Here is a 24,553-nt window from a genome sequence, read left to right on the forward strand (position 1 = left end):
TCATCCCGGAGAGCCTGCGGGCTTATCCGGGATGACTATAAAGGGGTCGTTCAGGAGGCTTGCCGGCCGGCGGTGAAACCTCTCACCCTCCCACCGCTGCGCGGCGGGCCCGGCCCTCTCTCTCAGAGAGAGGGATCCCGAAAACTCACCCCACCGCCGCCTGGATGCCCGCCAGCAGGTTTGCCGCCGTGATCGGCTTGGCCACGTGCAGGTCGGCGCCGGCGGTCAGGGCCTCGTTGCGGTGCTTCATCAGGGCGTTGGCGCTGAGCATGATGATCGGCGTCCGCGTCGCGCCGCGCTCGACCTCCAGGGCGCGGATGGCCCGCGTGGCGGTCAGGCCGTCCATGCGCGGCATCTGCATGTCCATCAGCACGATGTCGAAGCGGCCGTCCCCGAAGGCGGCGACCGCCTCGAAGCCGTCGCCGACGGTGACGACGTCGGCGCCCTGGGTGGCCAGGATCAGTTGGGCCACCCGCTGGTTGGTCGGATGGTCCTCGACCAGCAGCACGCGCAGCGGATGATCGGGCAGGGCGATCGGCTCGGGCGGCGGGGGCTCGGCGCTGACCTCCACGGCCTCCTGCAGGCGCGGCAGGCTGAGCGAGAAGGTGAAGCGGCTGCCGACGCCGGGCTGCGATGTCGCCGAGATTTCGCCGCCCATCATCTCGACCAGCGAGCGGCAGATCGCGAGCCCCAGGCCGGTGCCGCCGAAGCGGCGGCTGATCGACTCGTCGGCCTGGCCAAAGCGGGTGAACAGGTTCGTGGCCTGCTCGGCGTCGAAGCCGATGCCGGTGTCCTCGACCTCGAAGGTCAGGTGGGTCTCGCCGTTGGCCTCGGCGGCCGCGACGCGCAGGGTGACCCCGCCCGCTTCGGTGAACTTGATGGCGTTCGACAGCAGGTTGCCGATCACCTGGCTCAGGCGCGTGCCATCGCCCAGGTGCCGGCCGCCGGTGATCGGCGGGCGCTCGATGGCGAAGGAGAGGCCCTTCTCCTGGGCCCGGCGGCGCATCACCTCGACGCCCGGGCGCAGGGCCTGGTCGAGGTTGAACGAGCGCTTTTCCAGCTGAAGCTGGCCCGCCTCGATCTTCGAGACGTCCAGGAAGTCCGACACCAGTCGTTCCAGCGTCGCACCGGAGTCGCGGACCAGGGCGATCATCTCGGCCTGCTCGGGGCTGAGCGCGGTGCGTGACAGGGCGTCGACGATGCCTATGACGCCGTTCAGCGGCGTGCGGATCTCGTGGCTGATATTGGCCAGGAAGTCGCTCTTGGCGCGGTTGGCGGCCTCGGCCGCCGCCTTGGCCTCGATCAGCTGCCGTTCGGCCGCCACCCGGTCGGTGACGTCGCGCGCCACGCCGTAGATCCGGTCGCCCGCTCGCTGGGCCCGCCATTCCAGCGTCCGGTAGTGGCCGTCGGCGTGACGATAGCGGTTGATGAAGCCCCGGACCGGATCGCCGTCCTTGCGGTTCTCGACCTCGACGACGCTGTCGCGCGTGCCGGGCATGTCGTCGGGATGGACGAGGCGCAGTAGGGGCTGGCCCTCCATGTCCTCGGGGCGATGGCCCAGCTTGGTCTGCCACGACCGGCTGGCCTTCAGCACCGTCCCCTCCAGATCCCGAATGATCAGCAGGTCTAGCGAGACCTCGAAGAAGGTGCTGGCGTCCACCAGCAGAGCGTCGCGAGCCGATGCCTCAGCCATTTGATCGAAGTCCCCGAAACGCCGACTAGATTTCAGCCTAGCGCATCAAGGTTAAATTCCAATATCCGCAATCCATTGCATGTGTGATCGCGCAAATGGGGCTGATGTTTGAAATGCTCTTTTGGCGATAGCTGAATTGGGTTTCGGTATTCGAAGAACTGTTCGGACGTGATGCCCGCCGCAAGGACAGGAATGGAGAGATGGGAGAGGGGTTAAACCCCCGTCGCCCAGCCCTTGGCCACATAGGCCGCGGCCACGGCCTCGGCCGCCTTGATGCCGTCCACGCCCGCCGACAGGATGCCGCCGGCATAGCCCGCGCCTTCGCCAGCCGGGAACAGGCCGGCGGTGTTGAGGCTTTGGCCGTCCTTGCCGCGGGTGATGCGGATCGGCGAGGAGGTGCGGGTCTCGACCCCGGTCATCAGCACGTCGGGATGATCGTAGCCGGCGATCTGGCGGCCGAACACCGGCAGGGCCTCGCGCATGGCCTCCAGCACGAACGGCGGCAGGCATTCGGCCAGATCCGTCATCCTGATCCCCGGCTTGTAGGACGGCGAGACCTCGCCCAGCGCCTCGGACGGACGGCCGGCCAGGAAGTCGCCGACCTTCTGGGCCGGGGCCTTGTAGTCGCCGCCGCCGGCGGTGAAGGCTAGGCTTTCCCACTTGCGCTGGAACTCGACGCCGGCCAGCGGGTGGCCCGGATAGTCGCGCTCGGGATCGATGGCCACGACGAAGCCGGAGTTGGCGTTGCGCTCGTTGCGCGAATACTGGCTCATGCCGTTGGTCACCACCCTGTTCGGCTCCGAGGTCGCCGCCACCACCGTGCCGCCGGGGCACATGCAGAAGCTGTAGACCGTGCGACCGTTCGCGCAGTGGTGCGACAGGCTGTAGTCGGCCGCGCCCAGGTCCGGATGGCCGGCGCAGGCGCCGAAGCGGGCCTTGTCCATCCACGACTGCGGATGCTCGATACGCACGCCGATCGAGAACGGCTTGGCCTCGATGTGGACGCCGCGATCGTGCAGCACCTCGAAGGTGTCGCGGGCGCTGTGGCCGACGGCCAGCACCACGTGCTCGGTCTCCAGGTACTCGCCGGTCGAAAGATGCAGGCCCTTGAGCTTGCGGGCGCCGTCCTCACCGGTCTCGATCTCGAAGTCGGTCACCCGGTGCTGCCAGCGGTACTCGCCGCCCAGGCCCTCGATCAGGGCGCGGATGTTCTCGACCATGTGCACCAGGCGGAAGGTGCCGATGTGGGGGTGCGCCTCGGTCAGGATCTCTTCGGGCGCGCCGGCGGCGACGAACTCCTCCAGCACCTTGCGGCCCAGGAAGCGCGGATCCTTGATCTGGCTGTAGAGCTTGCCGTCCGAGAAGGTGCCCGCGCCGCCTTCGCCGAACTGGACGTTCGACTCCGGGTTCAGCTCGCTCTTGCGCCACAGGGCCCAGGTGTCCTTGGTGCGCTCGCGCACCACCTTGCCGCGGTCGAGGATGATCGGCTTGAAGCCCATCTGGGCCAGCACGAGGCCGGCGAACAGGCCGCAGGGGCCGGCGCCGATGACCACCGGGCGCGGGCCGTCGAAGCCTTCCGGCGCGCGGGCCGTGAAGCGGTAGTCGGTGTCGGGCGTCGGGCGCACTTGGCTGTCGCCCTTGAAGCGCTCCAGAACGGCGGCCTCGTCGCGCAGGGCGATGTCGACCGTATAGACCATCAGGATCGCGCTCTTCCTGCGGGCGTCGTGGGCCCGCCGCCAGAGCTTGATCTCCAGTAGGTCGGCCGGGTCGACGCCCAGGCGCGCGCAAATGGCCGGAGCCATGGCCTCCGGCGGATGGTCCAGGGGCAGCTTCAGTTCGGAAAGGCGCAGCATGGCGCGGGTTTAGCCGGTCGCGAGCGCGTGCGCCATGGGGCAGGGGCCTCGCCCGCGCTTCAGCATAAAGCGCTCCCCTCCCCCTTGATGGGGGAGGGGCAGGGGTGGGGGTGACCTCGGCGGTGGACGCCGCGCACGGCCGCCAGCTCAGCAACCACCCCCATCCCCGACCCTTCCCCCCATCAAGGGGGAAGGGGGAGATAGGCTAAACCGCCAGCCGCTTCAGCCGCTCGCGCAGGTCCACCAGTTCGGGCAACGGCGTGTCCAGCTTGCAGAAGAACTGCTCGGCCACGTCCAGGGCCTGGTCGCGCATGGCGTCGCCGGCGTCGGTCAGCGAGATGATGACCCGCCGCTCGTCGTCGGGGTCGCGGCTGCGCGCGATCAGGCCCGCGCTCTCCAGCCGTTTCAGCAGAGGGGTCAGGGTGCTGGACTCCAGGTCCAGCGCCTGGCCCATCTCGCCGACGGTGCGCGGGCTGTGCTCCCACAGCACCAGCATGGCCAGGTACTGCGGATAGGTCAGGCCCAGGGCGTCCAGCAGCGGCCGGTACAGGCGCGTGACCCGGTTGGCCGCGCTGTAGAGGGCGAAGCAGAGCTGGCGGTCGAGGCGCAAGACCTCGACCGCTTTGTCCAGGGCTTTGTCGGCGTCCGAGGTCATGCAGCCTTTACGTTGAGGGCGACATCGATGTTGCCGCGGGTGGCGTTGGAATAGGGGCAGACCTGGTGCGCCATGGCAACCAGGGCTTCGGCTTCTTCCTGCGAAAGACCCTGGGTTTCGACGTCCAGCGCCACTTCCAGCTTGAAGCCGACTTCCTGGGCGGCCAGGCCCACGACGCCGGTGACGGTCGAACTGGTCAGCGGGATCTTCTTCTGGCGGGCCACGAAGGCCATGGCGCTCTGGAAGCAGGCGGCGTAGCCGGCCGCGAACAGCTGCTCGGGGTTGGTGCCGTCTTCCTTGCCGCCCAGGGCCTTGGGCATGGCCAGGCGCACGTCCAGCAGGCCGTCGTCGCTGCGGACGCCGCCTTCGCGACCGCCGGTGGCCGTGGCGCGGGTTTGGTAGAGAGTGCTCATCGGTTCGCTCCTGCGATTGAATTAGTGAGAACGATTTAATCGTGCGCGATATAACTTCAAGGGCCCTGTCGCGATTTTTCTCCGCGCCCCGGAAAAGGCTGCTGACGCGTCCTGGTCCGTTTCGCCGCGGAGCGCTTGATCTTGGGGCCTCCGACGAGCCAGTTTCGCCGCCCAGACAAGAACCAAGGGGAGGGGCGCGTGCGATCCTGGATGATGACGGCCGGCCTTGCGGCTGCGATGGCGCTGGCCAGCCCGGCCTGGACGAAGGGCGCGGGCGCGAGCCTCGACACCGCCGACGTCGATCTCTTCTACCGCCTCTACGACGCCTCAGGCGGCCGTCCGAGCGCCGAACAGTTGCAGGCCGGCTATATCGACGCCGGCTCGCCGGGCCTGCGCACCTTCTTCGTCGCCCGCCGCACCACAGCGACCCGGCTGGCCGAAGCCATCGCCGCCCGGCCAGAACTCTACCAGAAGGCCCGCGCCTGCGCTGGGGTCCTGCCCAAGGTGAAGGGGCGGGTGGACGCGGCCCTGGAGAAGTTCACGGCGCTCTATCCGCAGGCGCGCGCGCCCTCGGTGACCGTGGCGGTCGGCCGCGGCAAGCCGGTGGCGATCGGCAGCCCTGTCACCGGCGTCCAGGTCGGGCTCGAGGCCCTGTGCGCCACCGAGTTCATGAACCCCGACACCGAGGGCCGCTTCGTCGGCGTGCTGGTCCACGAATACGCCCACGCCCAGCAGAACCCGCTGCTGACCGAGAAGGAAAAGCCCACCGTGCTGGAGGCCGCCCTGCTCGAGGGCGGGGCCGAGTTCGTCACCGAACTGCTGGTCGGCCGGCCCGCCTACGTCTATTTCGAGCCCCTGACCAAGGGACGCGAGCGCGAGATCGAGACCGCCTTCGCCGCCGACCTCGACAAGACCGACCTGTCGGCCTGGTTCTACAACTCCACGCCCGAAAAGCCCGCCGACCTCGGCTACTGGACCGGCTACCGCATCGCCAAGGCCTACTACGCCAACGCCAAGGACAAGCGGGCCGCCTTGCGCGAGATCCTCACCGTCTCGGACGCCCGCGCCTTGCTCGCCGCCAGCGGCTGGACGCCGGGGATGACGCTGGAGTGACCGCGGGGCGCTTGCCCCCGTCGCCGCTTCGTGTCCCACTTCGCCGGTCGGGGCGTTGAAGAGGTGAGACCATGTTCAGGCTCATGCCGCTCTCGGCGGCCGCCGTCGTGCTCGTCGTTCCCGCCGCCGCCCTGGCCCATCACGGCTGGAGCGCCTACGACGCCGAGCAGGTGATCAAGATCACCGCGCCCGTCACCGACGTCACCTGGGGCAATCCCCACGGCGCGGCCAAGGTGCGCCACGCCGGCAAGGTCTGGGACGTGGTCCTGGCCCCGGTGGCGCGCATGGAGGCGCGGGGCCTCGCGCGCGAGATGCTGACCTCGGGCAAGCCGGTCACGCTGGAGGGCTATCCGCGCAAGGACGGCGTGGCCGAAATGCGCATCGAGCGCGTCACCGCCGACGGCAAGACGGTCGAGCTGCGCTAGGTGGAGCTGGTCGCGGCGCTGCAGGACTCCGGCTTCGGGGCCTGGGCGCGAGGCTCGGCCTACGCCTATCCGCTGGCCAACCTGCTGCATCTGGCCGGCCTGGTGCTGCTGGTCGGCGCCATAGGCCTGCTCGACCTGAGGCTGGCCGGCGCGTTTCGGGCGCTGCCCGTGGTCGCCCTGTCGCGCGTCCTGACGCCGCTGGCGGTCGTCGGCCTCGTGCTGATGGCTCCCAGCGGCCTTGTCCTGTTCGCCGCCGACGCCGAAGCCCTGGCGCGTTCGACGGTGTTTCGCTGGAAGCTCGCCCTGATCGCCGCGGCCCTGGTCAACGCCGTCGCCTTTCGCCTGCTCTGGGGGCGGCGGCTCTCGTCATGGGACGGCGCCGCGCCGCCCGTCGCGCGGATCATGGCCCTGGCCTCGCTCCTGGCCTGGATCGCGGTCGGCGCCCTGGGCCGGCTGATCGCCTACGCCTGACTGTCGAGGTCCGGCGGAACCGCGCTTCAAGCCTGGCCGTTGGATGGGCGATCACGGAAGGAGCCGCCTTGGACGCCAACGCCGCCTATGGCCGCGCCCTGGCCCGCGCGTTCGGCGGGGCCCTGCTGTTCTCGTTCCCGCTGCTGATGACCATGGAGATGTGGTCCTTGGGCATGGCCGTCGAGCGCGTACGCCTGCTGGCCTTCCTGCTGCTGTCGCTGCCCATGCTGCTGGGACTGTCGTACTACGCCGGCTTCGAGCCGACCTTCCACCTGAAGGACGAGGTGCTGGACGCCCTGGCCGCCTTCGGCGTCGGCTTCCTGCTGGCGGCGGTGCTGCTGGGAGTGTTCGGCGTCCTGGGGCGAAGCGGGCTGTCCTTCCAGGCCGACCTCGGCAAGGTCGCGCTCTGCGCCGTGCCCGGCGCCATCGGCGCGCTGGTCGCCGGCAAGCAGTTGGGCGAGGGCGCTCCCAGCGCGCGCCAGAAGGAACGCGCCGGAACCCTGGGCGAGATCTTCCTGATGGCCGTGGGCGCGCTGTTCCTGGCCTTCACCGTCGCCCCCACCGAGGAGATGATCCTCATCGCCTACCAGATGGGCCCGCTTCAGGCCCTGCTGCTGATGGCGCTGTCGGTGCTGCTGCTGCACGTCTTCGTCTACCGCCTGGGGTTTCCGGGCGAGAGCCGCCGGCGCGAGGCGGGCGGACCCTTGCGCACCTTCGTCGGCTTCACCGCGCCCGGCTATGGCGTGGCGCTCATCGTCAGCCTCTACCTGCTGTGGACCTTCGGACGCACCGACGGCGTCGCCCCGCACGAGATCGCCACCATGACCATCGTCCTGGCCTTTCCGGCCGCTCTGGGCGCGGCCACCGCGCGGCTGGTGGTCTGATGGCCACCGCGAGCAAGTCCCGCCGGGCCGCCAAGCCGTCGCCGCGCAGCGAGCCGCCGCTGCTGGAGTGGATCTCGGCCGCGATCGGCCTCGTCTGCGCCCTTGTCGCCATCGGCTTCGTCGGCTGGGACGCGCTGACGGGCGAGCGCTCGCCGCCGGAGATCGAAGTACGGCTCGTCGCCGTCACGCCCACGCCGCACGGCTTCGTCACGCAGGTCGAGGCGATCAACCACGGGGGATCCTCCGCCGCCCAGGTGACGGTCGAGGGCGTGCTGAGCGGGCAGGGCGAGCCGGAAACCGCGCAGGCGACGCTGGACTACATCCCCGAACAGTCGCGGGTCAGCGGCGGGCTGGTGTTCGAGCACGATCCGCGCGCGGGTCGCCTCGTGCTGCGGGCCAAGGGCTTCGCCGAGGCCTCGTGAGGGATCAGGCCGCCCAGGCGGCCGCGAAGCGTTTCAGCTGCGAGCGGGCGGCGCTCTCGTGCACGGCCCCGGTGCGCTCCAGGCGCAGGAACAGGTCGCCGGCGGTGTGCGCGGCGCGGGCCGGCAGGCCCTGGCCGTTCAACCTGACGAGGCCCCGTTCGGCGGCCTTGGTCGAGATCCACACGGTGCGCGGGCCGATGACGGTGTCCAGCTCCACGCGGCCGCCCTCGGCCAGCACCTTGGCGTCCAGGCGCACGGTCAGCCACAGGTCGTGGCCACGCACCATCGCGGCCGGATCGGCCTTGATACGGACGATCAGCAGGGTCTCGCCGACGCGCACGGTGTCGCCGTGGCGCAGGCCCGCCGGCAGGGTCAGGCGCAGGCGTCGGCCGCCGACCTCGGTTTCAAGAGCCCCGCCGAGGAAGGCGAAGGCCGGCTCGATCTCCAGCACCGCCTGGCTCGGCATGGCCGGGGTCTGGACGGTGGCGGGCGGAAAGCCCAGGCCCGCCGGGGGCTCGACGCCTTGCAGCATGCGATAGGCGGTCAGCACGTCGCGGAACAGGGCCGTGTCGCCGCCAGGACGATCCGGATGGGCGCGCTTGGCGGCTTCGCGATAGGCCGCGCGCAGTTCGCGCTCGTCGGCGCCGGGCGCGACGCCCAGGATCGCGCGGGCGGCGGAAAGGGACAGGGAAGGGGCCGAGGCGGCGGTCATGCCGCGACCCTGCGCCGACTTGGTCAACGGGGCGTTAAGTTAAGACTTTAGGTATTGGACCACCATGATCGAAACGCTGGTCGCCAGGATCATGGCCGCGCCCAGGCCGCAGGCGATGTTCCAGGCGGTCCAGTCCAGGGGATAGCTGGCCTCGCCGCCTTCGATCCGCGCTCTGCCCCGCAGCGTGCGCAGGCGGTGATACGACCACGCCGGAAAGGCGATGCAGACGCCCAGGCGCACGACCAGCGACAACAGGTCCCAGGGCTTCCACAACGACGGCTGGGCGTGCAGCGATATCCACGAGCCGAGATGGGCCGCGGCGATGGTGGCGGCCGCCAGGACTTCCAGGCGCGATAGCACGAGATGGTTTCTGATCTTCACGAGAGATTCTCTTGGCCTGCGCGCCTGGATTGCAGGGCGCGTACGTAGCGGTCAAGCATGGCCCCGCGCCGCGCGGAGGCCTATATCCGGGTCATGACCGACGCCCCGCTGATCCCCGCCTCGCCCAGCGAAGACGACTATGTCGCCCAGGTGGCTTCGGCCACCCCGCCGGCGCTGCTGCCCGAGGGCGATCCGATCCACCTGTTCGGCGAGTGGCTGGCCGAGGCCGGCAAGTCCGAGCCCAACGATCCCAACGCCATGACCGTCTCGACGGTCGACGCCGACGGCATGCCCGACTCGCGCATGGTGCTGCTCAAGGACGTCGATAGCCGCGGCTTCGTCTTCTACACCAACCTGGAAAGCGCCAAGGGCCGGGAGCTGGCCGCCAATCCCAAGGCGGCCCTGCTGTTCCACTGGAAGTCGCTGCGACGCCAGGTGCGGGTGCGGGGCGTGGTCGAGCCCGTCAGCGAGGCCGAGGCCGACGCCTATTTCGCCAGCCGCGCTCGCCACAGCCAGCTGGGCGCCTGGGCCAGCGACCAGTCGCGGCCGCTGCCCGACCGCCTGGCGCTCGAGCGCCGCGTGGCCGAGATGGGCCTGAAGTACGGCATCGTGGGCAAGGTGCCGCGCCCGCCGCACTGGTCGGGCTTCCGCATCGTCCCGCAGGTCATCGAGTTCTGGCGCGACCGCCCGTTCCGCCTGCACGAACGCCTGGTCTACGAGCACGTCGGCGGCGCCTGGACGACCAAGCGGCTGTTTCCTTAGGCGCTCGGCTCCCTTCGACCGTCTTCCTGGGCCTTGCGCCCAGGATCCGTCGTTCAGTCTGCTCAGGCCTTTGCCAGACCAGCAGGGTCTGAGCGACCGTCGGCATGGACCCTCGCCACAACGGCGATGGAGGCGGGACTATCGGGGACGGAGAAGGCGCTGACCCGCCTCTACCGCGTCCCGTAGCGCGCCAGGAAGGTCTCGACCGCGTCCTCGGCGATCTGGTTCACCGGCCGGTCGGGCTGCACCTCGTCGCCCGCCGACAGGCCCAGCACCAGGGTGGCGTGGTCGAGCATGCCCATCAGCTGGCCCGCGGCCCATGACGGCTTGTCGACCTTCAGCTCGCCCGAGGCGTTCAGATCCTTGACCACCTGGATCGCCGCCCCGCCCAGGGACTCGCGCGCCGCGCCCAGGAAGTGGTCGGCCACCCCCTCGAAACGCCGCCGCTCGGCCGTGACCATCCGGAACATGGCCCGCGTCGCCGGCGTGGCGAAGAATTCGGCATAGGCCCGGGAAAGGGCGGTCAGCCGGGCGCGGGCGTCGCCGACGGCTTTGGCGCTTTCGCGCACCGGCTCGGCCATGGTGCGTACGCTGTCGACGACCACGGTGCGGAACAGCTCGGCCTTGCTCGGGAAATACGCATACAGGGTGGCGGTCGACACGCCCGCCGCGCGGGCCACCGCCTCCATGCCGGCGTCCGCGTAGCCTTCCTTGAGGAAGATGTCGCGAGCCGCGGCCAGGATCTCCGCCTTCTTGTGCTCGGACCGCTTCAGTCCGGCGCCGATCAGCATGGGATTCCTCAACATCAGACTGTGATGGTTAAACGCTACTATCGCTTAAGTAGATCGCGCAAGCGTCTGCGAGGACTTGCACCGAACTTTGCGCTATGGGACGCCCCGGGCGCCGCCGATCGGGCGGGCGAAGACGAAGGTTGGACGGCGTGATCAAGGACGCGGAAGCGGCGCGCGAACAGGAAGTGGCGGCTTGGCTGGGAGGCAAGGCCGACCAGACCATCGAGACCTCGTGCGCGCGGGTGTTCCTGGTGGGCGAGTCCGCCTTCAAGGTGAAGCGTCCCGTCGACTTCGGCTTCCTCGACTATTCGACGCTGGAGCTGCGTCGCTGGTCGCTGCAGCGCGAGCTTTCCTTCAACCGCGCCGCCGCGCCCGACATCTATCGCGCCGTGCGCCAGCTGACCCGGGCCGCCGATGGCGGGATCGAGATCGACGGATCCGGCGAGGTGGTCGAGTACCTGCTGGAGATGCGCCGGTTCGACGGCGAAGCCGTGCTGGCCTCGCAGCCCTGGGCCATCGACGACGCGCTGGAGGAATCCCTGGGCCGCACCATCGCCCAGTTCCACGCCGGAGCGGCGCTGCGTCCGCAGGGCGGCGGCGTCTCGGCGCTGGGCTATACCATCGCCTCCAACGCCAACCTGCTGCGGGGCCTGGCCCCGCGCCTGGGCGCCCAGGCCGTCGAGCGGCTGGTCGAGGAGACGGATCTCGCCCTCAAGCGCCTGGGCCCGCAGCTCGACGCCCGCGCCGCCGAAGGCTTCGCCCGCCACTGCCACGGCGACCTGCACCTGGGGAACATCCTGATCGAGGAGGGCAAGCCGATCCTCTTCGACTGCATCGAGTTCAACGACGCCCTGTCGGACATCGACGTGCAGTACGATCTGGCCTTCCTGCTGATGGACCTGGATTTCCGCCGTCGCCGCGACGCCGCCGGCCGGGTGCTGAACGCCTATCTCGACGAGGCCGCCCGGACGTTCGGGGAAGGCCTGTGGACGGGCCTGGCCGCCCTGCCGCTGATGCTCAGCGTCCGCGCCGCCGTGCGCACCCACGTCTGGGCCTACACCGGCGACGACGAGGCCGCCCGCGCCTATCTGGCCACCGCCATCGAGCACCTGGCGCCCAAGCCGGTCAGCCTGGTGGCCACCGGCGGCCTGTCGGGCTCGGGCAAGTCGACCTTCGCCCGCGTCTGCGCGCCGGGCCTGGGCGCCGCGCCGGGCGCGGTGGTCCTGCGCACCGACGAGATCCGCAAGCGCCTGTGGAACGTGCCCTCGCTGCAGCGCCTGCCCAAGGAGGCCTACACCTCCGAGGTCAGCGACAAGGTCTATGACGAATTGTTCCGCGACGCCGAGCTGGTGCTGAAGGCCGGTCGCTCGGTAGTGGTCGACGCCGTCTTCATCAAGCCCGAGCAGCGCGCCCGCGCCGAGGCCCTGGCCAGGAAGCTGGACGTCGCCTTCCAGGGCGTCTGGCTGGAAGCCCCCGCCGACGTCCTGCGCGCCCGCGTCGCCGCCCGCGTCAACGACGCCTCCGACGCCGACGTCGCCGTGCTGGAAAGCCAGCTCACGCGCGACACCGGCGACATCGACTGGCGCCGGGTGGATACGGTCAGCGCCTTCGAGGACGAGGCGAGGGCGCTCGCGGAGCAGATGGGGTGATGCCCAAGATCCTCCCCCTGAAGGGGGAGGTGGCCCGAAGGGCCGGAGGGGGAAGTCCCTTCTGAAACTGAAAATGCTGAGGAGGTGGGAGTTCACGTCCCCCTCCGTCGGCTTTGCCGACACCTCCCCCTTCAGGGGGAGGGTCTTGCAACCTACCCCACCGCCGCCCTCGGCGGGGGCGTCCGGTCCACCGCCATGGCGATGGCCGAGATCAGGTCCAGCGGCTTGACCGGCTTGCCCAGGTGCTCGTCGAAGCCCAGCTTGAGGAAACGTTCGCGGTCGCCGGCCATGGCCGAGGCGGTCAGGGCGATCACCGGGGTGTTGGCCGCCCCGGCCGCGCCCGAGCGGATCTCCGACAGGGCCGTCACGCCGTCCATCACCGGCATGTTGATGTCCATCAGCACGCAGTCGAAGTGCGAGGCCTTCAGCGCGTCCAGCGCCTGGCGGCCGTCCTCCACCACCGTCAGGTCGACGCCGGCGGCTTCCAGCATCAGCCGCACGACCATCTGGTTCATCGGATTGTCCTCGGCCATCAGCACGCGCGGCGTCGCGCCGTCGTCCGAGGCGGCCTCGGGCGTCGGGGCGGGCAGGGGCGGGGCTTCCGGACGAGGCGCGCGCAGCAGCAGCAGGAACCGCGCGCCGCGCTCGGCCGGCTCCAGGCTGAGGTCGCCGCCCATCCGGCGGGCCAGGGCGCGGGCGATGGTCAGGCCCAGGCCCATGCCGCCATAGGCCCGCGACACGGTCTCGTCGGCCTGGGTGAAGCTCTCGAAGATCCGCTCGGCGAAGGCCGGATCGATGCCTGGGCCGGTGTCGGTGATGCGGATCGCCACCGTCTCCAGGCCGTCGGGCGTGGCGCCCTGGCCAGAGACCTCGATGGTCACGCCGCCCACGCGGGTGAACTTCAGGGCGTTCGACAGCAGGCCGCCCAGCACCTGGCGGATCCGGGCCGGATCGGCGTGCAGGCGTTCGGGGGCGGTGGCGTCGATGCGCACGTCCACGGCCAGGCCGCGGACCATGGCCATGTCGCGCCAGGTGTCGGCCACCGCGTGGACCAGGTCGTGCAGGTCGAAGTCGCAGGGCGTCAGCTCGGCGTCGCCGGCGTCGAGGCGGGCGATGTCGAGCACATCGTTGAGCAGTTGCATCAGGCTGTCGCCCGAATGGATCATCAGTTCCACATAGTCGCGCTGGCGCTCGTCCAGGTCGGTGGCCTTCAGCGCGTGGGCGAGGCCCAGCAGGCCGTTCATCGGCGTGCGCATCTCGTGGCTCATGGTCGCCACGAACACCGACTTCACGCGCGAGGCGGCCAGGGCCCGTTCCTTTTCCTGCCGCAGGCCGCGCGTCAGCTCGTCCATCTTGCGGGCGGCGGCGCGGTTCAGCAGCATGGCGTTGATGGTGGTCGCCACCAGCATCAGCATGGCCCAGCGGTTGGTCAGGGACCCCATGCCGTGCGGGGCGTTGGTCAGGAACGGGAAGGCCGCCAGGCACAGCAGCGGCGGGGCGGTGGTGATCGCCAGCAGGCTGATCGGCTGATGCCGGAAGTTCTGGGTGAAGATGATCTGGCCCGCGCACACCCCCAGGGCCGCCAGCCGCAGGTCCTGGTCGGGGAACATCCACAGCGCCACCGCCAGCCACGACCAGACCACGTTGATCGGGATGGAGGCCAGCACGAACAGCGCCCGCAGGCGGTCGGTCGTGGGGCCGGTGAAGCGGCGGATGACCAGCGAGGCCAGGGCCTCGCCGGCCGCCAGCGCCGCGAACCAGCCGGCGGCCATGGCTGGACCCAGAGCGATCCCGACGACCATGGCCACCAGTGCGGCGGAAACCAGGCGCGACACCGTCAGGCGGCGCGTGTCGTTCGCCACCTCGTCGAGCCGTTCGTCGGCGCCTAGAGCATCGAGCCATTGCATGGCCGCGCACCCATCCCGGACCTGGACCGAACCAGGCCGTGCTGAAGCTAACCGCAAAACGGCGTTCTGGGAGTGAACGGGGCATGCGGCCGATCAGCGCGGCCGTGTGTAGATGCGCACACTCTACGCCTCCGTGCAGGTGCGCGCAAAGTCGGGCCGCGCCTTTGCTCGCCTGGGGCGAGCCATGCGTTGCGCCGCCGGGCGCGCGCCGCTAGCCTCTCCTGAACAACGATAAGCAGGACGCGGGAGAGCGGTTTCGATGCAAGGTTTGATGCAGCATGGCGCTCTGACGCTCGACAAGATCATCGATCACGCCGCCCAGTGGCACGGCGGCCGCGAGGTGGTCACTCGGTCGGTCGAGGGGCCTATCGTCCGCACGACCTATGCCGAGATCCACGGCCGCGCCAAGCGGGTGTCCAACCTGCTGCTGGCGCTAGGAATCAAGCCGGGCGACCGGGTCGGCACCCTGGCCTGGAACACCGCCCGCCACATCGAGACCTGGTACGGGATCATGGGCATCGGGGCGGTGTGCCATACCCTGAACCCGCGCCTGTTCCCCGAGCAGATCGCCTGGATCGCCGACCACGGCGGCGACCGCGTGATCTTCACCGACCTGACCTTCCTGCCGATCATCGCGGGGATCATTCCCCGCCTGCCCAATGTCGAGCACGTGGTGGTCTTCACCGACCGCGACCACATGCCCAAGGACTTCCACCTCGCCGGCGAGGCCCCGCACTTCAAGGGCCTGCTCTGCTACGAGGACCTGGTCGCCGAGCAGTCGGCCGACTGCGTCTGGGGCGGGTTCGACGAGGGCACGGCCGCCGGCCTCTGCTACACCTCGGGCACGACGGGCGACCCCAAGGGGGTGATGTACTCGCACCGCTCGAACTTCCTGCACACCTTCATCACCATGCAGCCCGACGTGATGGGCCTGTCGCAGCGCGACGTGATCCTGCCGGTGGTGCCGATGTTCCACGCCAACGCCTGGGGCGTTGCGTTCTCGGCCCCGGCCACGGGCGCCAAGATCGTCATGCCGGGCGCCAGGATGGACGGCGCGGCGATCCATGAGCTGCTCGAGACCGAGGGCGTCACCTTCTCGGCCGCCGTGCCCACCGTCTGGCAGATGCTGCTTCAGCACCTTGAGAGCACGGGCTCGAAGATCACCACGCTGAAGAAGGTGGTGATCGGCGGCGCGGCCTGCCCGGAAAGCATCATCCGCGCCTTCCACGAGAAGTACGGCGTCGAGGTGGTCCACGCCTGGGGCATGACCGAGACCTCGCCGGTCGGCACGCTGTCGACCATGACCGACCGGCTGGAAAAGCTGTCCTACGACGAGCAGATCCCCTACCGCCTCAAGCAGGGCCGCCCGCCGATGGGCGTCGAGCTGAAGCTGACCGACGACGACGGCAAGGCCCTGCCGCACGACGGCAAGGCCTTCGGCCACCTCAAGATCCGCGGCCCGATCATCGCCGCCGAGTATTTCAGGGGCGCCGGCGGCAGGATCCTCGACGAGGAGGGCTTCTTCGACACCGGCGACGTGGCGACCATCGACGAGATGGGCTTCATGCAGATCACCGACCGCGCCAAGGACGTCGTGAAGTCCGGCGGCGAGTGGATCAGCACCATCGAGATCGAGAACATCGCCGTCGGCCACCCCAAGGCCGCCCTGGCCGCCGTCATCGGCGTGCCGCACCCCAAGTGGGACGAACGGCCGATCCTGCTGGTCAAGCTCAAGGAAGGCGAGACCGCCACCAAGGAAGAGTTCATCGACTTCCTGCAGGGCAAGATCGCCAAGTGGTGGATGCCCGACGACGTGGTCTTCGTCGACGAGATCCCGCTGGGCGCCACCGGCAAGATCGACAAGAAGCTGATCCGCCAGCGCATGAAGGACTACGTGCTGCCGACCCTGGGTTCGGCCGCGACGGGTTCGGCCACCCTGGCCGCCGCCGACGGCGCCCAGGCCGCCGTGCTCTACGCCCCCGAGCCGGTCGCGGCGCCGCAGGACGTGGCCGAGGAGGACGCGGCGGAAGCCGAAGTTCCCGTCGAGCCGGTCCACGAGCCCGAGGTGGTCGCCGCCCAGGCCGCTTCGGAGCCTGTCAGCGTCGAGGCCCTGGCCGCCGCGCTGCCCGATCCGGAGCCGGCGCCGGTCGCCCAGTTCGCGCCGGCCGAGCCGGTCTCGTCCGAGGACGTCTTCCCGCACGAGCCCCTGGTCGAGCCGCAGGCCAAGCCCCTGTCCGCGACGCCGGAAGAGGCCTTCGACGCCCCGCCGGTGTTCGTCGCCGAGGAGGCGCCGCTGGCCATGCCGCTCAGCGCCGCCAGGCCGCGCAAGGTCAAGGCCGCCAAGGCTCCGTCGGGCGACCGGGGCGGCTGGGCCGCGCCGATCCTCGCCGGCGCCGTCGTCATCGCCCTGGTTCCGGCCGCGCTGGTGACCGTGGGCGCGCTGGGCGGCAAGCTCGGCCTGCTCGACAAGGCGGTGGCCTACGACCTCCTGACCCGCGATCTCGCGCCGATGATCGCCTGGCTCAGCCTGCTGACCGGGCTGCTGGGCGTGATCGTGGCGATGATCGGCGGCATCCAGCGCCACTGGCGTCGGGCCCTGCTGGCCCTGGCGATCACGGTGGCCACCCTCGGCGTCTTCTTCCTGGCCACCGGCACGCCCGCCCGCGCCGCCCCGGTCGGTGACGTCGCCACCGACTGGAAGGCGCCGCTGGCCTTTTCAGAGACCGTCATGGTCCAGCGCGGCGAGGCCGCCGCCCCGGTGCTCGACGAGCCCAGCCTGCCGGTCGGCTCGGAGCTGTTCGCCGGCCGCCGCGTGGCCGAGGTCAACGCCGAGACCTGTCCGGCCGCCCGCACCCTGGTGCTGACCCGCTCGCCCGCCGACGCCTACGAGGCGGCCAAGGCCGCCCTCCAGGCCAAGGGCCTGACGCTGGTCACCGACGACCCGGGCGAGGGCCGGCTGGAAGCCGCCGGCGCCAGCTTCTGGTACGGCCTGAAGGACGACCTCGTCGTCCGGGTCCGTCCCGACGCCGGCGGGGCCCGCGTCGACGTTCGCTCGGTCGCCCGCGACGAGGGCGGCGATCTCGGCCGCAACTGCGGCCGCGTCACCGGCCTGCTCAAGGCGATCGAGGGCTAGAATTTCAATCCACCCATCCGGGTGTGTGATTTGATACAACCTTCGGGCGTCTGGCGCGGCAAGTTGCATGAGAGCGAACGGGGGAGGCTCTCATGCTCCGCAATGGCAAGGACATCGCCAACGGCGCGGTGATTGAGACTCAGGTCTGCATCGTCGGGTCCGGCCCCGCCGGGATCACCGCCGCCTGGGAACTTCAGAAGGCCGGCGTGAAGGTCACGCTGATCGAGGGCGGCCCCGACAGTCCCAAGGGCGCGCTCGATCCCACCTGGCCCGACAAGAGCGTGCTCTACGCCGGCAAGGCCGACGGCCAGTTCGCCGAGAGCGAGCCCGACTTCCTGATCCGCCCCTACAATCGCGCCGGCGGTCCCTGGGAGCGCGAGCGGATGTTCGGCGGGACCTCGGCCCACTGGGGCGGGCAGTCGCGGCCGCTCGACCCGATCGACTTCGAGGCCCGCCCGGGCTTTCCCGGCTGGCCGATCGATCGCGCCGAGCTTGATCCCTACTACGCCAAGGCGGCGCAGCTGTGCCTGCTGCATGGCGACGACTTCAGTCCCCAGGCCTGGGCCGAGATCCTCGGCGCCGAGGTGCCCGAGCTGACCGGCTTCGACACCACGATCTACCAGTACCTGGGCAAGAACTACCTGAACTTCGCCCTGCGCACCTTCGATGGCGTCACGATCGCCGACACCGATGTCGACGTGATCGTCAACGCCACCCTGCTGGAGATCGAGCAGCACCAAGGGCGGGTCTGCGGCCTGCGGGTCGCCAGCATGGACGGCGCCGCCGGCGCGCCCAAGAAGGCGACCGAGTTCACCATCATGGCCGACATGGTGGTGCTGGCCTGCGGCGCGGTGGAGAACGCCCGCCAGTTGCTGCTGTCGGACGTCGGCAACGACCACGACCAGGTCGGCCGCTACTTCATGTGCCATCCGCTGTCGAACGGGCCGGTGCTCAGCGCCAGCGGCGCCTACCTGACCGACGCCCAGACCCGGTTGATGGCCGGCCAGACCCTCAGCGGCAACCGCGCCGTGCCCTGGCAGGACGAGAACGGGGTGCGGGTCTCGGGCCGGTTCTCGCCGACGGCCGACGAGCAGAAGCGCCTGGGCATCGGCAGCTGCTGGTTCTGGGCCAACTACGGCCAGTATTATTTCGAGATGGCGCCGAACCCCGACAGCCGGGTCGCCCTCGCCGACACGGTCGACCCCGTCTTCGGCCAGCGCCAGACCCACATCACCTGGCTGCTCAGCGACCGCGACGAGGCGACCTACACCCAGACGACGGCGCTGTTTAAAGCCGCGGTAGAGGAACTGGGCGGCGACGTCTACTACCAGCCCTGGCCCGCCGTGAAGGAGGGGCTCACCGTCAACGGCCACCACATCGGCACAACCCGCATGTCGGCCGACCCGACGCAGGGCGTGGTCGACGCCGACCTCAAGGTGCACGGCCTCGACAACCTCTATGTCGCCGGCTCGTCGGTGTTTCCCTCGACCGGGATCTCCAACCCGACCTTCACGATCATCACCCTGTCGATCCGCCTGGCCGAGCACCTGCGGGGCAGGGTGGGGGCGCCCTGATCCCACCGCTCGAAGCGTAACGGTGCGTCAACCCATGCGCGATCTTGATGGCGACCGCGGCCTGGACGCCTGACGGCCGCATTCAGCTGGGGGAGACGCGTCATGAATCCATTCGCGACCGAATTCGAGTTCACGCTGCCGGTCGGCTATCGGGACGCCGACGGCAATCTGCACAGGCAGGGCGTGATGCGCCTGGCCACCGCCGGTGACGAGATCCTGCCGCTCAAGGACCATCGGGTGCAGGCCAACCCGGCCTATCTGACAATCATCGTGTTGAGCCGCGTCGTCGTCAGGCTGGGAACGCTCGACATGGTCAACACCAAGGTGATCGAGGACCTGTTCTCGGTCGACTTCTCGCACCTGCAGGCCCTCTACAACCGCATCAACCAGGTCGGGGGCGAAGGGGAGGGTCCCTCCGGCCCGTGATCGGGCGTCAAGCGATCTGGCCTGCCGAGCTGATCGTCGTCGGCAGCATGCCGGCTTGCAGAGCCAGACACAGCGCATAGTCGGCGACGACGAACCCGTTCGCGACCAGCAGGTGTCTGTCGATGGACACAGCGAACTCTTGCGAAGTCGCGATCGACCACATCCCCAGATCGAGCATCTCCATCGTGGCCGCCAATACTTCGGCGTCTTGGCCATCGGCCTGGATCAGCGTGTCGCCGGGGCTGATGTCTTTCATTGGGACCAGACCCCTGGACGTGAGAACGTATTGCTCCGGCGAGCCGATCAGCTCGCTATCGTTTCCGGCATGGAGTTGAATGGCGCTCGAGGGCCCGGCGTCGCCGGTCCCGTTCGAGAACTGGACAAACTCTTCGTTCCAGCCAAGGCTCAGCCCGGCCGTCGAGACCGGGTCGCCGACCTGGAAGCATTCAATAGGCTTGAACGCCGTCGCGTCGATCGCGATCTGGGTTCCTTTGAGCAGCAAGGCGGCCTCCTCGACATCGAGCCATTGGCCATCGCCAGCGCTCCCCGAGGCCAGGAAATGGTGATTTCCCCCTCCATGTAAAGTTGTGCCCGGCGGCGTCAGCGGCCCGGCAGGGTCACGGTGAACGTCGAGCCCTCGCCGAGGCGGCTCCTCACGGTGATATCGCCGCCCATCTGCCGCGCCAGCCGGCGCGAGATCGCCAGGCCAAGGCCCGTGCCGCCGAACCGGCTGGCCGCGCCGGGGGCCTGCTCGAAGCGCTCGAAGATCCGCTCCAGCTGGTCGGCGGGAACGCCCACGCCGGTGTCGGTGACGGTCATCACCAGGTCGCCGTCGCGCGCAGCGATGACCAGGCTGACCTGGCCCAGCTCGGTGAACTTCAGGGCGTTGCCCAGCAGGTTGACCAGGATCTGGCGCAGGCGCGAGGCGTCGCCGCGCACCGTCGGCAGGGCGCCGGCGATCTCGGCGTTCAGCACGATCTCCTTGGCCAGCGCCCGCTCGGCGAACAGCTCGACGGCCGAGCGCGCCACCTCGGCCACGTCGATCGGCTCGGCCGCCAGGTCGGCGGCCCCGGCCTCCAGTCGCGCCAGGTCGAGCACGTCGTTGACGATGGTCAGCAGCTTCTCGCCGGCCGACTTGGCCTTGGTGGCCAGCATCCGCTCGCGCTCGGGCAGGTTGGGCGAGGCGGCCAGCAGGCCGTTGAAGCCGATCACGCTGGTCAGCGGCGTGCGCAGTTCGTGGGTCATGTTGGCCAGGAACTCGCTCTTGGCCTCGGTGGCCGCCTGCGCCCTTCGGGTCAGCAGCTCGTTGCGGGCGTTCAGCAGCCGCAGGTCCATCTCGGTGACGACGATCTGGGCCAGGGCCTTCAGCCGCCGCTTCTCCTCGGCGGTCAGCGGCGGGCGAGGTCGCTGGTCGATGACACACAGCGCCCCCAGCCTATGGCCGTTGTGCAGCCGCAGCGGCGCGCCGGCGTAGAAGCGGATGTTGGGATCGTCGGTGACGAAGGGATTGTCGCGAAAGCGGTCGTCGCCCTCCGGGTCGAGCACCTCCATCACCTCGTCGGACTCGATGGTGTAGTGGCAGAAGGCGTCCTCGCGAGGCGTGCCGCCCGGCTCCAGCCCGACGATCGACTTGATCCATTGCCGGTCGGCGTCGATCAGGGTGACGGCGGCGATCGGCGTGTCGAACAGTTCTGCCGCCAGGGCCGTGATCCGGTCGAACGCCGCCTCGGGCGGGGTGTCCACGAGGCCGTACTCGTGCAGGGCCGCCAGGCGCGCGGTCTCGTCGCTGGTGAACATCGGGTCCTGTAACGCTGCCGGCGCGGGGGAGACGCCGAACCGCCATTTCACCCTGAGCGGGGGCGTGTGTCGAGTATCGGACAAACCCTTCAACCCCTCCCCCCAATCAAATGGGATGGGAGCTATCAGAGATACTTCATCCACGGCTGCCGGCTGGCCCGCTTGACCGGGCCGAACCAGCGGCAGGCGTACCAGCAGGGCGCGGCGACCAGCGCCGCCAGCAGCCAGATCGAGGCCACGCCCGGCAGGCTCCAGACCTCGCCCTGGTTCGGGCCCAGCACCGCCACCGCCAGCAATTGCAAGAGGTGCAGGGCGTAGAGGTGGACCAGGTAGAAGAACAGCGGCGCGCCGCCCAGCACCGCCAGCCAGGAAACCAGCCGCGCCGGCGCCTTCTCCAGTCCCGCCAGCAGCAGGGCGCCCAGGCCCAGGGTCAGCAGCAGGAAGTCGGCCGAGGGCGGATACTTGGTGACGTTCAGCCAGCTCATCACCGTGCGGATCGGGCTGGAACCGACGACCCAGGGCGTCTCGCCATAGCCGTTCAGCACGCGCAGGATCACCAGCAGGGCCAGGGCGCAGAGGCCCGTCAGCAGCAGGTGGTTGCGCCGGTCGCGCCAGGCGCCGACGAACCATGGGCCAATGCCGAAACCCAGGGCCGCGACCCCGATCCACGGCAGCAGCGGGTAGGAGGTCCGCGCCCGCGCGCCCCAGGGCAGGTCGATGAAGCCCCGGTCGTGCAGGATCGCCCAGATCGCGTGGCCCGGCTGGCCCTGCGCGATGCTGATCGGGTCCAGCAGGTTGTGGCCCAGCATGATCACGAGGCCGATGGCGACCAACGCCGCGCGCGGCAGGTGGACGAGGGCCGAAAGCGCGATCATCGACAGGCCGATCGCCCAGATCACCTGCAGGTAATAGGTCCTGGGCGTCAGGTCGAAGTTCCAGGCGAAGCTGACGAAGGTCAGCTCCAGGAACACCAGGAAGAGGCCGCGCTTGAACAGGAAGCCCGAGGCGGCGCGGGCGATGGCGGCGGGATCGTTTCCGCCGGCCTTGCGGCCGTAGAGCCAGGCGGCCAGGCCGGTCAGCGCCACGAACACCGGCGCGCACAGGTGCGCCGCCAGGCGCGTGAAGAACAGGGAAGGCGCCGTCGCCTCCACGTCCATCGGGTCGGAGACCTGGGCGTGGATGAAGAAGAACTCCCGCACGTGGTCGACCATCATCAGCAACATCACCAGGCCCCGCAGGGCGTCGATGGCGGCGATCCGGCCGGCTGAAGGCGCGGGGAGGGCGGTGGAAACAGGGTCGGTTGACAGCATCACCGGGGCGGCATAGCTGATATGAAATAACATTACAAACGGAGTTATCCTCTTGCCCCTGTCGTGGAGCTGCGTCAGCGCATGCCTGCTGGCCCTGTCCGCCGCCGAGCCGCCGGAAACCGTCCCGGCCGCCGAGACGGAGCCCCATGCCGTGGGCGAGATCGTCATCCTGGGCCGTCGGGGCGCGGCCCGTGACGTGACGCTGGGCGCGGGCGAGATCACCCAGGCGACCTCGCCGTCCAGCCGCTCGGTCGAGCGCGACCTGCTCGACGCCGTCGGGGCCGGGCGCCTGGCCGACGCCCTGGAGCTGACCAGCGGCGTCTCCCAGCAGAACAACCGCGGCGGCTTCCTCGACAACTTCGCCATCCGGGGCTTTCTCGGCACGCCCGACGGCGGCGCGGAGTATTACGTCGACGGCTTCCTGGCCAATCGCGGCCTGGCGCCGCCGCGTGATCCGGCCACGGCCGAGCGCGTCGAGATCCTGAAAGGTCCGGCCGGCGCCCTGTTCGGCGACATCGATCCGGCCGGCCGCGTCAACATCGTCTCCAAGACCCCGCAGTTCGTTCGCGGGGGCCACGTGGCGGCGACGGTCGGCTCGTTCGGCCTGCGCCGGGGCGAGCTCGACTTCACCGGTCCGCTGTCCGACACCCTGGCCGCCCGCCTGGTGGTCGCCGACGAGCGCAGCGACGGCTGGCGCGACCATGTCGACCTGCACCGCCGCGCCATCGCCCCGTCCCTGACCTGGCGGCCGACCGACGCCCTGCGCTTGACCTATGTGGGCGAGTTCACCGTCTTCGACGCGCCCTTCGACCGCGGCGTGCCGGCGGTGAACGGCGACGCCCTGGCCATCCCGCGCTCGCGCTTCTTCGGCGAGCCGGGCGACGGCACGACCCGCTTCCGCAACGAGCGCCACCAGCTGACCGGCGAGTACGAACTGTCGCCCGACTGGCGGCTGACCGCCGGGCTCGCCTACCGCACCGGCGACATGCACGGCTTCTCCAGCGACCAGTCGCGGCTGGTCGGCCGCCAGCTGTGGCGCCAGCGGCGCGAGCGCGACTACTCGGTGGAGGACGTCTCGGGCCGCATCGAGCTCGACGGCCGGCTGGGCGCCCACCACCTCAATGTCGGCGTGAAGGGCTACACCCTCGACTACAGCGAGTTCCTGCTGCGCCGGAACCCGACCGCCGCCGCGCCGCACGCGATCTCGATCGACGATCCGGTCTATGGCGGCCAGGCCCTGCCGCTGCTGCCCTTCACCGACAACCGCGAGACCCGGCGCGTCACCACCCTCTACGCCCAGGACCTTTGGCAGGCCACCCAGCGCCTCAGCCTGCTGGCCGGGGTGCGGATCGACGACTACCGCCAGACCGTGCGCAACAACCGCACCGGCGCGGTGGGGCGCGGCGAGGGCTCGCCCGTCGACTACCGCCTGGGCGCCCGCTACCAGCTCACCGACGCCGTGGTCGCGCATGCCAGCTGGGGCCGCTCGTTCCTGCTCAACTCCGGCACCGGCCGCACCGGCCAGGGCTTCGCGCCCGAGAAGGGCAAGGGCTGGGAGCTGGGCCTGTCGGGACGCTGGCCGGGCGTCGACCTGGCGGTGGCGCTGTTCGACATCGAAAAGCAGAACATCCTGGCCAACGATCCCGTCGACGCCAGCTTCCTGGCCCCCGTTGGCCAGCTGACCAGCCGGGGCGTGGAGTTCGACGGCTCGTTCGAGGTCAGCGCCGCCTGGCGCGTGGTGGTCAACTACGCCTGGACCGACGCCAAGGCCGACGACACGGCCTTCGCCAGCGACGCGGTGCTGAACGTGCCCGAGCACTCCGGCGGCGCCTTCGCGGTCGGCACGTTCGACAGGTGGTCGTTGACTGTCGGCGCGGCCTATATGGGCGACCGGGCCGGGGCGCTGGACGGCTCGGGCCTGATCCTGCCGTCCTACTGGAAGGCCAAGGCGGCGGTGGAATACGCCGTGACGCCGAGGGTCGATGTCCGGCTCGAGGTCGACAACCTCTTCGACGAGCACTACGCCCAGAGCTCCTACAGCCCCGTCTGGATCTTCCCCGGCGCGCCGCGCACGCTGCGGGCCAGCGTGAAGGCGCGGCTGTAGCGCTCAAACCCCCAAGGCTCGTCATCCCGGCCGTAGCGTAGCGAAGAGCCGGCGCCCAGGAGCCGCGGCACTGCGTTG

General features: G+C 70.0%; 22 protein-coding genes. 11 read left to right on the plus strand and 11 right to left on the minus strand.

Translation table 11 applies throughout. The features are described from left to right. Positions 1–145: 145 nt before the first annotated feature. From V6S85_RS15110 to V6S85_RS15125, 4 genes are all read right to left on the minus strand, one after another. Entirely contained in the window at positions 146–1,693 is a 1,548-nt protein-coding gene (locus V6S85_RS15110; protein ID WP_334349421.1) for an ATP-binding protein, read from the minus strand. Between the two features lie 212 nt (positions 1,694–1,905). Next, on the minus strand, positions 1,906–3,546 hold the full coding sequence (locus V6S85_RS15115; RefSeq protein ID WP_334349422.1) for an NAD(P)/FAD-dependent oxidoreductase: 1,641 nt from the start codon (positions 3,544–3,546) through the stop codon (positions 1,906–1,908). Between the two features lie 205 nt (positions 3,547–3,751). Further along, positions 3,752–4,201, minus strand: a complete 450-nt coding sequence (locus tag V6S85_RS15120) for a MarR family winged helix-turn-helix transcriptional regulator (RefSeq protein ID WP_116565211.1) — start codon at positions 4,199–4,201, stop codon at positions 3,752–3,754. Beyond that, complete coding sequence (locus tag V6S85_RS15125; RefSeq protein ID WP_334349423.1) at positions 4,198–4,614, minus strand: organic hydroperoxide resistance protein; 417 nt, start codon at positions 4,612–4,614, stop codon at positions 4,198–4,200. Before V6S85_RS15125 ends, V6S85_RS15120 begins: the two co-directional genes overlap by 4 nt. 198 nt (positions 4,615–4,812) lie before the next feature. Between V6S85_RS15125 and V6S85_RS15130 the strand changes: the two genes are divergently transcribed. From V6S85_RS15130 to V6S85_RS15150, 5 genes are all read left to right on the plus strand, one after another. Then, positions 4,813–5,727, plus strand: a complete 915-nt coding sequence (locus V6S85_RS15130; RefSeq protein WP_334349424.1) for a DUF2268 domain-containing putative Zn-dependent protease — start codon at positions 4,813–4,815, stop codon at positions 5,725–5,727. Between the two features lie 71 nt (positions 5,728–5,798). Continuing rightward, on the plus strand, positions 5,799–6,152 hold the full coding sequence (locus V6S85_RS15135) for a DUF6152 family protein (protein WP_116488170.1): 354 nt from the start codon (positions 5,799–5,801) through the stop codon (positions 6,150–6,152). After that, positions 6,153–6,623, plus strand: coding sequence for a hypothetical protein (locus tag V6S85_RS15140; protein ID WP_334349425.1), 471 nt, complete (start codon positions 6,153–6,155; stop codon positions 6,621–6,623). It begins immediately after the preceding gene. Between the two features lie 68 nt (positions 6,624–6,691). Next, the gene (locus tag V6S85_RS15145; RefSeq protein WP_334349426.1) at positions 6,692–7,507 is read left to right on the plus strand and encodes a TIGR02587 family membrane protein; all 816 of its coding nucleotides are present in this window, start codon (positions 6,692–6,694) and stop codon (positions 7,505–7,507) included. Beyond that, entirely contained in the window at positions 7,507–7,929 is a 423-nt protein-coding gene (locus V6S85_RS15150; RefSeq protein ID WP_334349427.1) for a hypothetical protein, read from the plus strand. The genes V6S85_RS15145 and V6S85_RS15150 overlap by 1 nt, the downstream gene beginning before the upstream one ends. A 4-nt stretch (positions 7,930–7,933) precedes the next feature. Here the strand turns inward: V6S85_RS15150 and V6S85_RS15155 are convergent, their stop codons facing one another. Beyond that, positions 7,934–8,641: a DnaJ C-terminal domain-containing protein gene (locus tag V6S85_RS15155; protein WP_334349428.1), complete on the minus strand. Its 708-nt coding sequence runs from the start codon at positions 8,639–8,641 to the stop codon at positions 7,934–7,936. Between the two features lie 39 nt (positions 8,642–8,680). Further along, positions 8,681–9,022 (minus strand): hypothetical protein, encoded by a 342-nt coding sequence (locus V6S85_RS15160; protein WP_334349429.1) that lies wholly within the window; start codon positions 9,020–9,022, stop codon positions 8,681–8,683. Positions 9,023–9,115: 93 nt separating this feature from the next. Between V6S85_RS15160 and pdxH the strand changes: the two genes are divergently transcribed. Then, on the plus strand, positions 9,116–9,784 hold the full coding sequence (gene pdxH, locus V6S85_RS15165; RefSeq protein WP_334349509.1) for a pyridoxamine 5'-phosphate oxidase: 669 nt from the start codon (positions 9,116–9,118) through the stop codon (positions 9,782–9,784). Positions 9,785–9,954: 170 nt separating this feature from the next. On the opposite strand, the gene V6S85_RS15170 is transcribed toward pdxH, so the two are convergent. After that, positions 9,955–10,575: a TetR/AcrR family transcriptional regulator gene (locus V6S85_RS15170; RefSeq protein ID WP_116565226.1), complete on the minus strand. Its 621-nt coding sequence runs from the start codon at positions 10,573–10,575 to the stop codon at positions 9,955–9,957. A gap of 149 nt (positions 10,576–10,724) precedes the next feature. Between V6S85_RS15170 and V6S85_RS15175 the strand changes: the two genes are divergently transcribed. After that, positions 10,725–12,224 (plus strand): bifunctional aminoglycoside phosphotransferase/ATP-binding protein, encoded by a 1,500-nt coding sequence (locus V6S85_RS15175; RefSeq protein ID WP_334349430.1) that lies wholly within the window; start codon positions 10,725–10,727, stop codon positions 12,222–12,224. Positions 12,225–12,376: 152 nt separating this feature from the next. Here V6S85_RS15175 and V6S85_RS15180 read toward each other — a convergent pair whose 3' ends face one another. Then, positions 12,377–14,131 (minus strand): response regulator, encoded by a 1,755-nt coding sequence (locus V6S85_RS15180; protein WP_334349431.1) that lies wholly within the window; start codon positions 14,129–14,131, stop codon positions 12,377–12,379. 259 nt (positions 14,132–14,390) lie between these two features. Between V6S85_RS15180 and V6S85_RS15185 the strand changes: the two genes are divergently transcribed. The 3 genes from V6S85_RS15185 (at position 14,391) to V6S85_RS15195 (ending at position 19,264) form a co-directional block, all read left to right on the plus strand. Next, positions 14,391–17,264, plus strand: coding sequence for a long-chain-fatty-acid--CoA ligase (locus tag V6S85_RS15185; RefSeq protein ID WP_334349432.1), 2,874 nt, complete (start codon positions 14,391–14,393; stop codon positions 17,262–17,264). Positions 17,265–17,356: 92 nt separating this feature from the next. Further along, positions 17,357–18,838, plus strand: coding sequence for a GMC family oxidoreductase (locus tag V6S85_RS15190; RefSeq protein WP_334349434.1), 1,482 nt, complete (start codon positions 17,357–17,359; stop codon positions 18,836–18,838). A 102-nt stretch (positions 18,839–18,940) separates the two neighbouring features. Beyond that, positions 18,941–19,264: a hypothetical protein gene (locus tag V6S85_RS15195; protein ID WP_334349435.1), complete on the plus strand. Its 324-nt coding sequence runs from the start codon at positions 18,941–18,943 to the stop codon at positions 19,262–19,264. A gap of 7 nt (positions 19,265–19,271) precedes the next feature. Here the strand turns inward: V6S85_RS15195 and V6S85_RS15200 are convergent, their stop codons facing one another. The 3 genes from V6S85_RS15200 to V6S85_RS15210 all read right to left on the minus strand — a co-directional run bounded on the left by V6S85_RS15200 (position 19,272) and on the right by V6S85_RS15210 (position 22,404). Then, positions 19,272–19,766 (minus strand): hypothetical protein, encoded by a 495-nt coding sequence (locus V6S85_RS15200; protein ID WP_334349436.1) that lies wholly within the window; start codon positions 19,764–19,766, stop codon positions 19,272–19,274. 98 nt (positions 19,767–19,864) lie between these two features. Continuing rightward, positions 19,865–21,061 carry a GAF domain-containing sensor histidine kinase gene (locus V6S85_RS15205; protein WP_334349437.1) on the minus strand — a complete coding sequence of 399 codons (1,197 nt, stop codon included), beginning with the start codon at positions 21,059–21,061 and terminating at the stop codon, positions 19,865–19,867. A gap of 125 nt (positions 21,062–21,186) precedes the next feature. Continuing rightward, a complete protein-coding gene (locus V6S85_RS15210) occupies positions 21,187–22,404 on the minus strand; it encodes a DUF1624 domain-containing protein (RefSeq protein WP_334349438.1) in 1,218 nt (405 codons plus the stop codon). Positions 22,405–22,423: 19 nt separating this feature from the next. On the opposite strand from V6S85_RS15210, the gene V6S85_RS15215 reads away from it, so the two are divergent. After that, complete coding sequence (locus V6S85_RS15215) at positions 22,424–24,475, plus strand: TonB-dependent siderophore receptor (RefSeq protein ID WP_334349439.1); 2,052 nt, start codon at positions 22,424–22,426, stop codon at positions 24,473–24,475. Positions 24,476–24,553: the final 78 nt, after the last annotated feature.

Origin of the sequence: Caulobacter sp. CCNWLW153 (assembly GCF_036889365.1) — a bacterium.
Taxonomy (GTDB): Bacteria; Pseudomonadota; Alphaproteobacteria; order Caulobacterales; family Caulobacteraceae; genus Caulobacter; species Caulobacter radicis.

Coding starts and splice junctions, on each gene's coding strand:
- V6S85_RS15125 (WP_334349423.1), bottom strand. CDS start 4,614: ATGAGCACTCTCTACCAAACCCGCGCCACGGCCACCGGCGGTCGCGAA.
- V6S85_RS15120 (WP_116565211.1), bottom strand. CDS start 4,201: ATGACCTCGGACGCCGACAAAGCCCTGGACAAAGCGGTCGAGGTCTTG.
- V6S85_RS15185 (WP_334349432.1), top strand. CDS start 14,391: ATGCAAGGTTTGATGCAGCATGGCGCTCTGACGCTCGACAAGATCATC.
- V6S85_RS15115 (WP_334349422.1), bottom strand. CDS start 3,546: ATGCTGCGCCTTTCCGAACTGAAGCTGCCCCTGGACCATCCGCCGGAG.
- V6S85_RS15190 (WP_334349434.1), top strand. CDS start 17,357: ATGCTCCGCAATGGCAAGGACATCGCCAACGGCGCGGTGATTGAGACT.
- V6S85_RS15180 (WP_334349431.1), bottom strand. CDS start 14,131: ATGCAATGGCTCGATGCTCTAGGCGCCGACGAACGGCTCGACGAGGTG.
- V6S85_RS15205 (WP_334349437.1), bottom strand. CDS start 21,061: ATGTTCACCAGCGACGAGACCGCGCGCCTGGCGGCCCTGCACGAGTAC.
- V6S85_RS15150 (WP_334349427.1), top strand. CDS start 7,507: ATGGCCACCGCGAGCAAGTCCCGCCGGGCCGCCAAGCCGTCGCCGCGC.
- V6S85_RS15155 (WP_334349428.1), bottom strand. CDS start 8,641: ATGACCGCCGCCTCGGCCCCTTCCCTGTCCCTTTCCGCCGCCCGCGCG.
- V6S85_RS15135 (WP_116488170.1), top strand. CDS start 5,799: ATGTTCAGGCTCATGCCGCTCTCGGCGGCCGCCGTCGTGCTCGTCGTT.
- V6S85_RS15195 (WP_334349435.1), top strand. CDS start 18,941: ATGAATCCATTCGCGACCGAATTCGAGTTCACGCTGCCGGTCGGCTAT.
- V6S85_RS15110 (WP_334349421.1), bottom strand. CDS start 1,693: ATGGCTGAGGCATCGGCTCGCGACGCTCTGCTGGTGGACGCCAGCACC.
- V6S85_RS15210 (WP_334349438.1), bottom strand. CDS start 22,404: ATGTTATTTCATATCAGCTATGCCGCCCCGGTGATGCTGTCAACCGAC.
- V6S85_RS15170 (WP_116565226.1), bottom strand. CDS start 10,575: ATGCTGATCGGCGCCGGACTGAAGCGGTCCGAGCACAAGAAGGCGGAG.
- pdxH (WP_334349509.1), top strand. CDS start 9,116: ATGACCGACGCCCCGCTGATCCCCGCCTCGCCCAGCGAAGACGACTAT.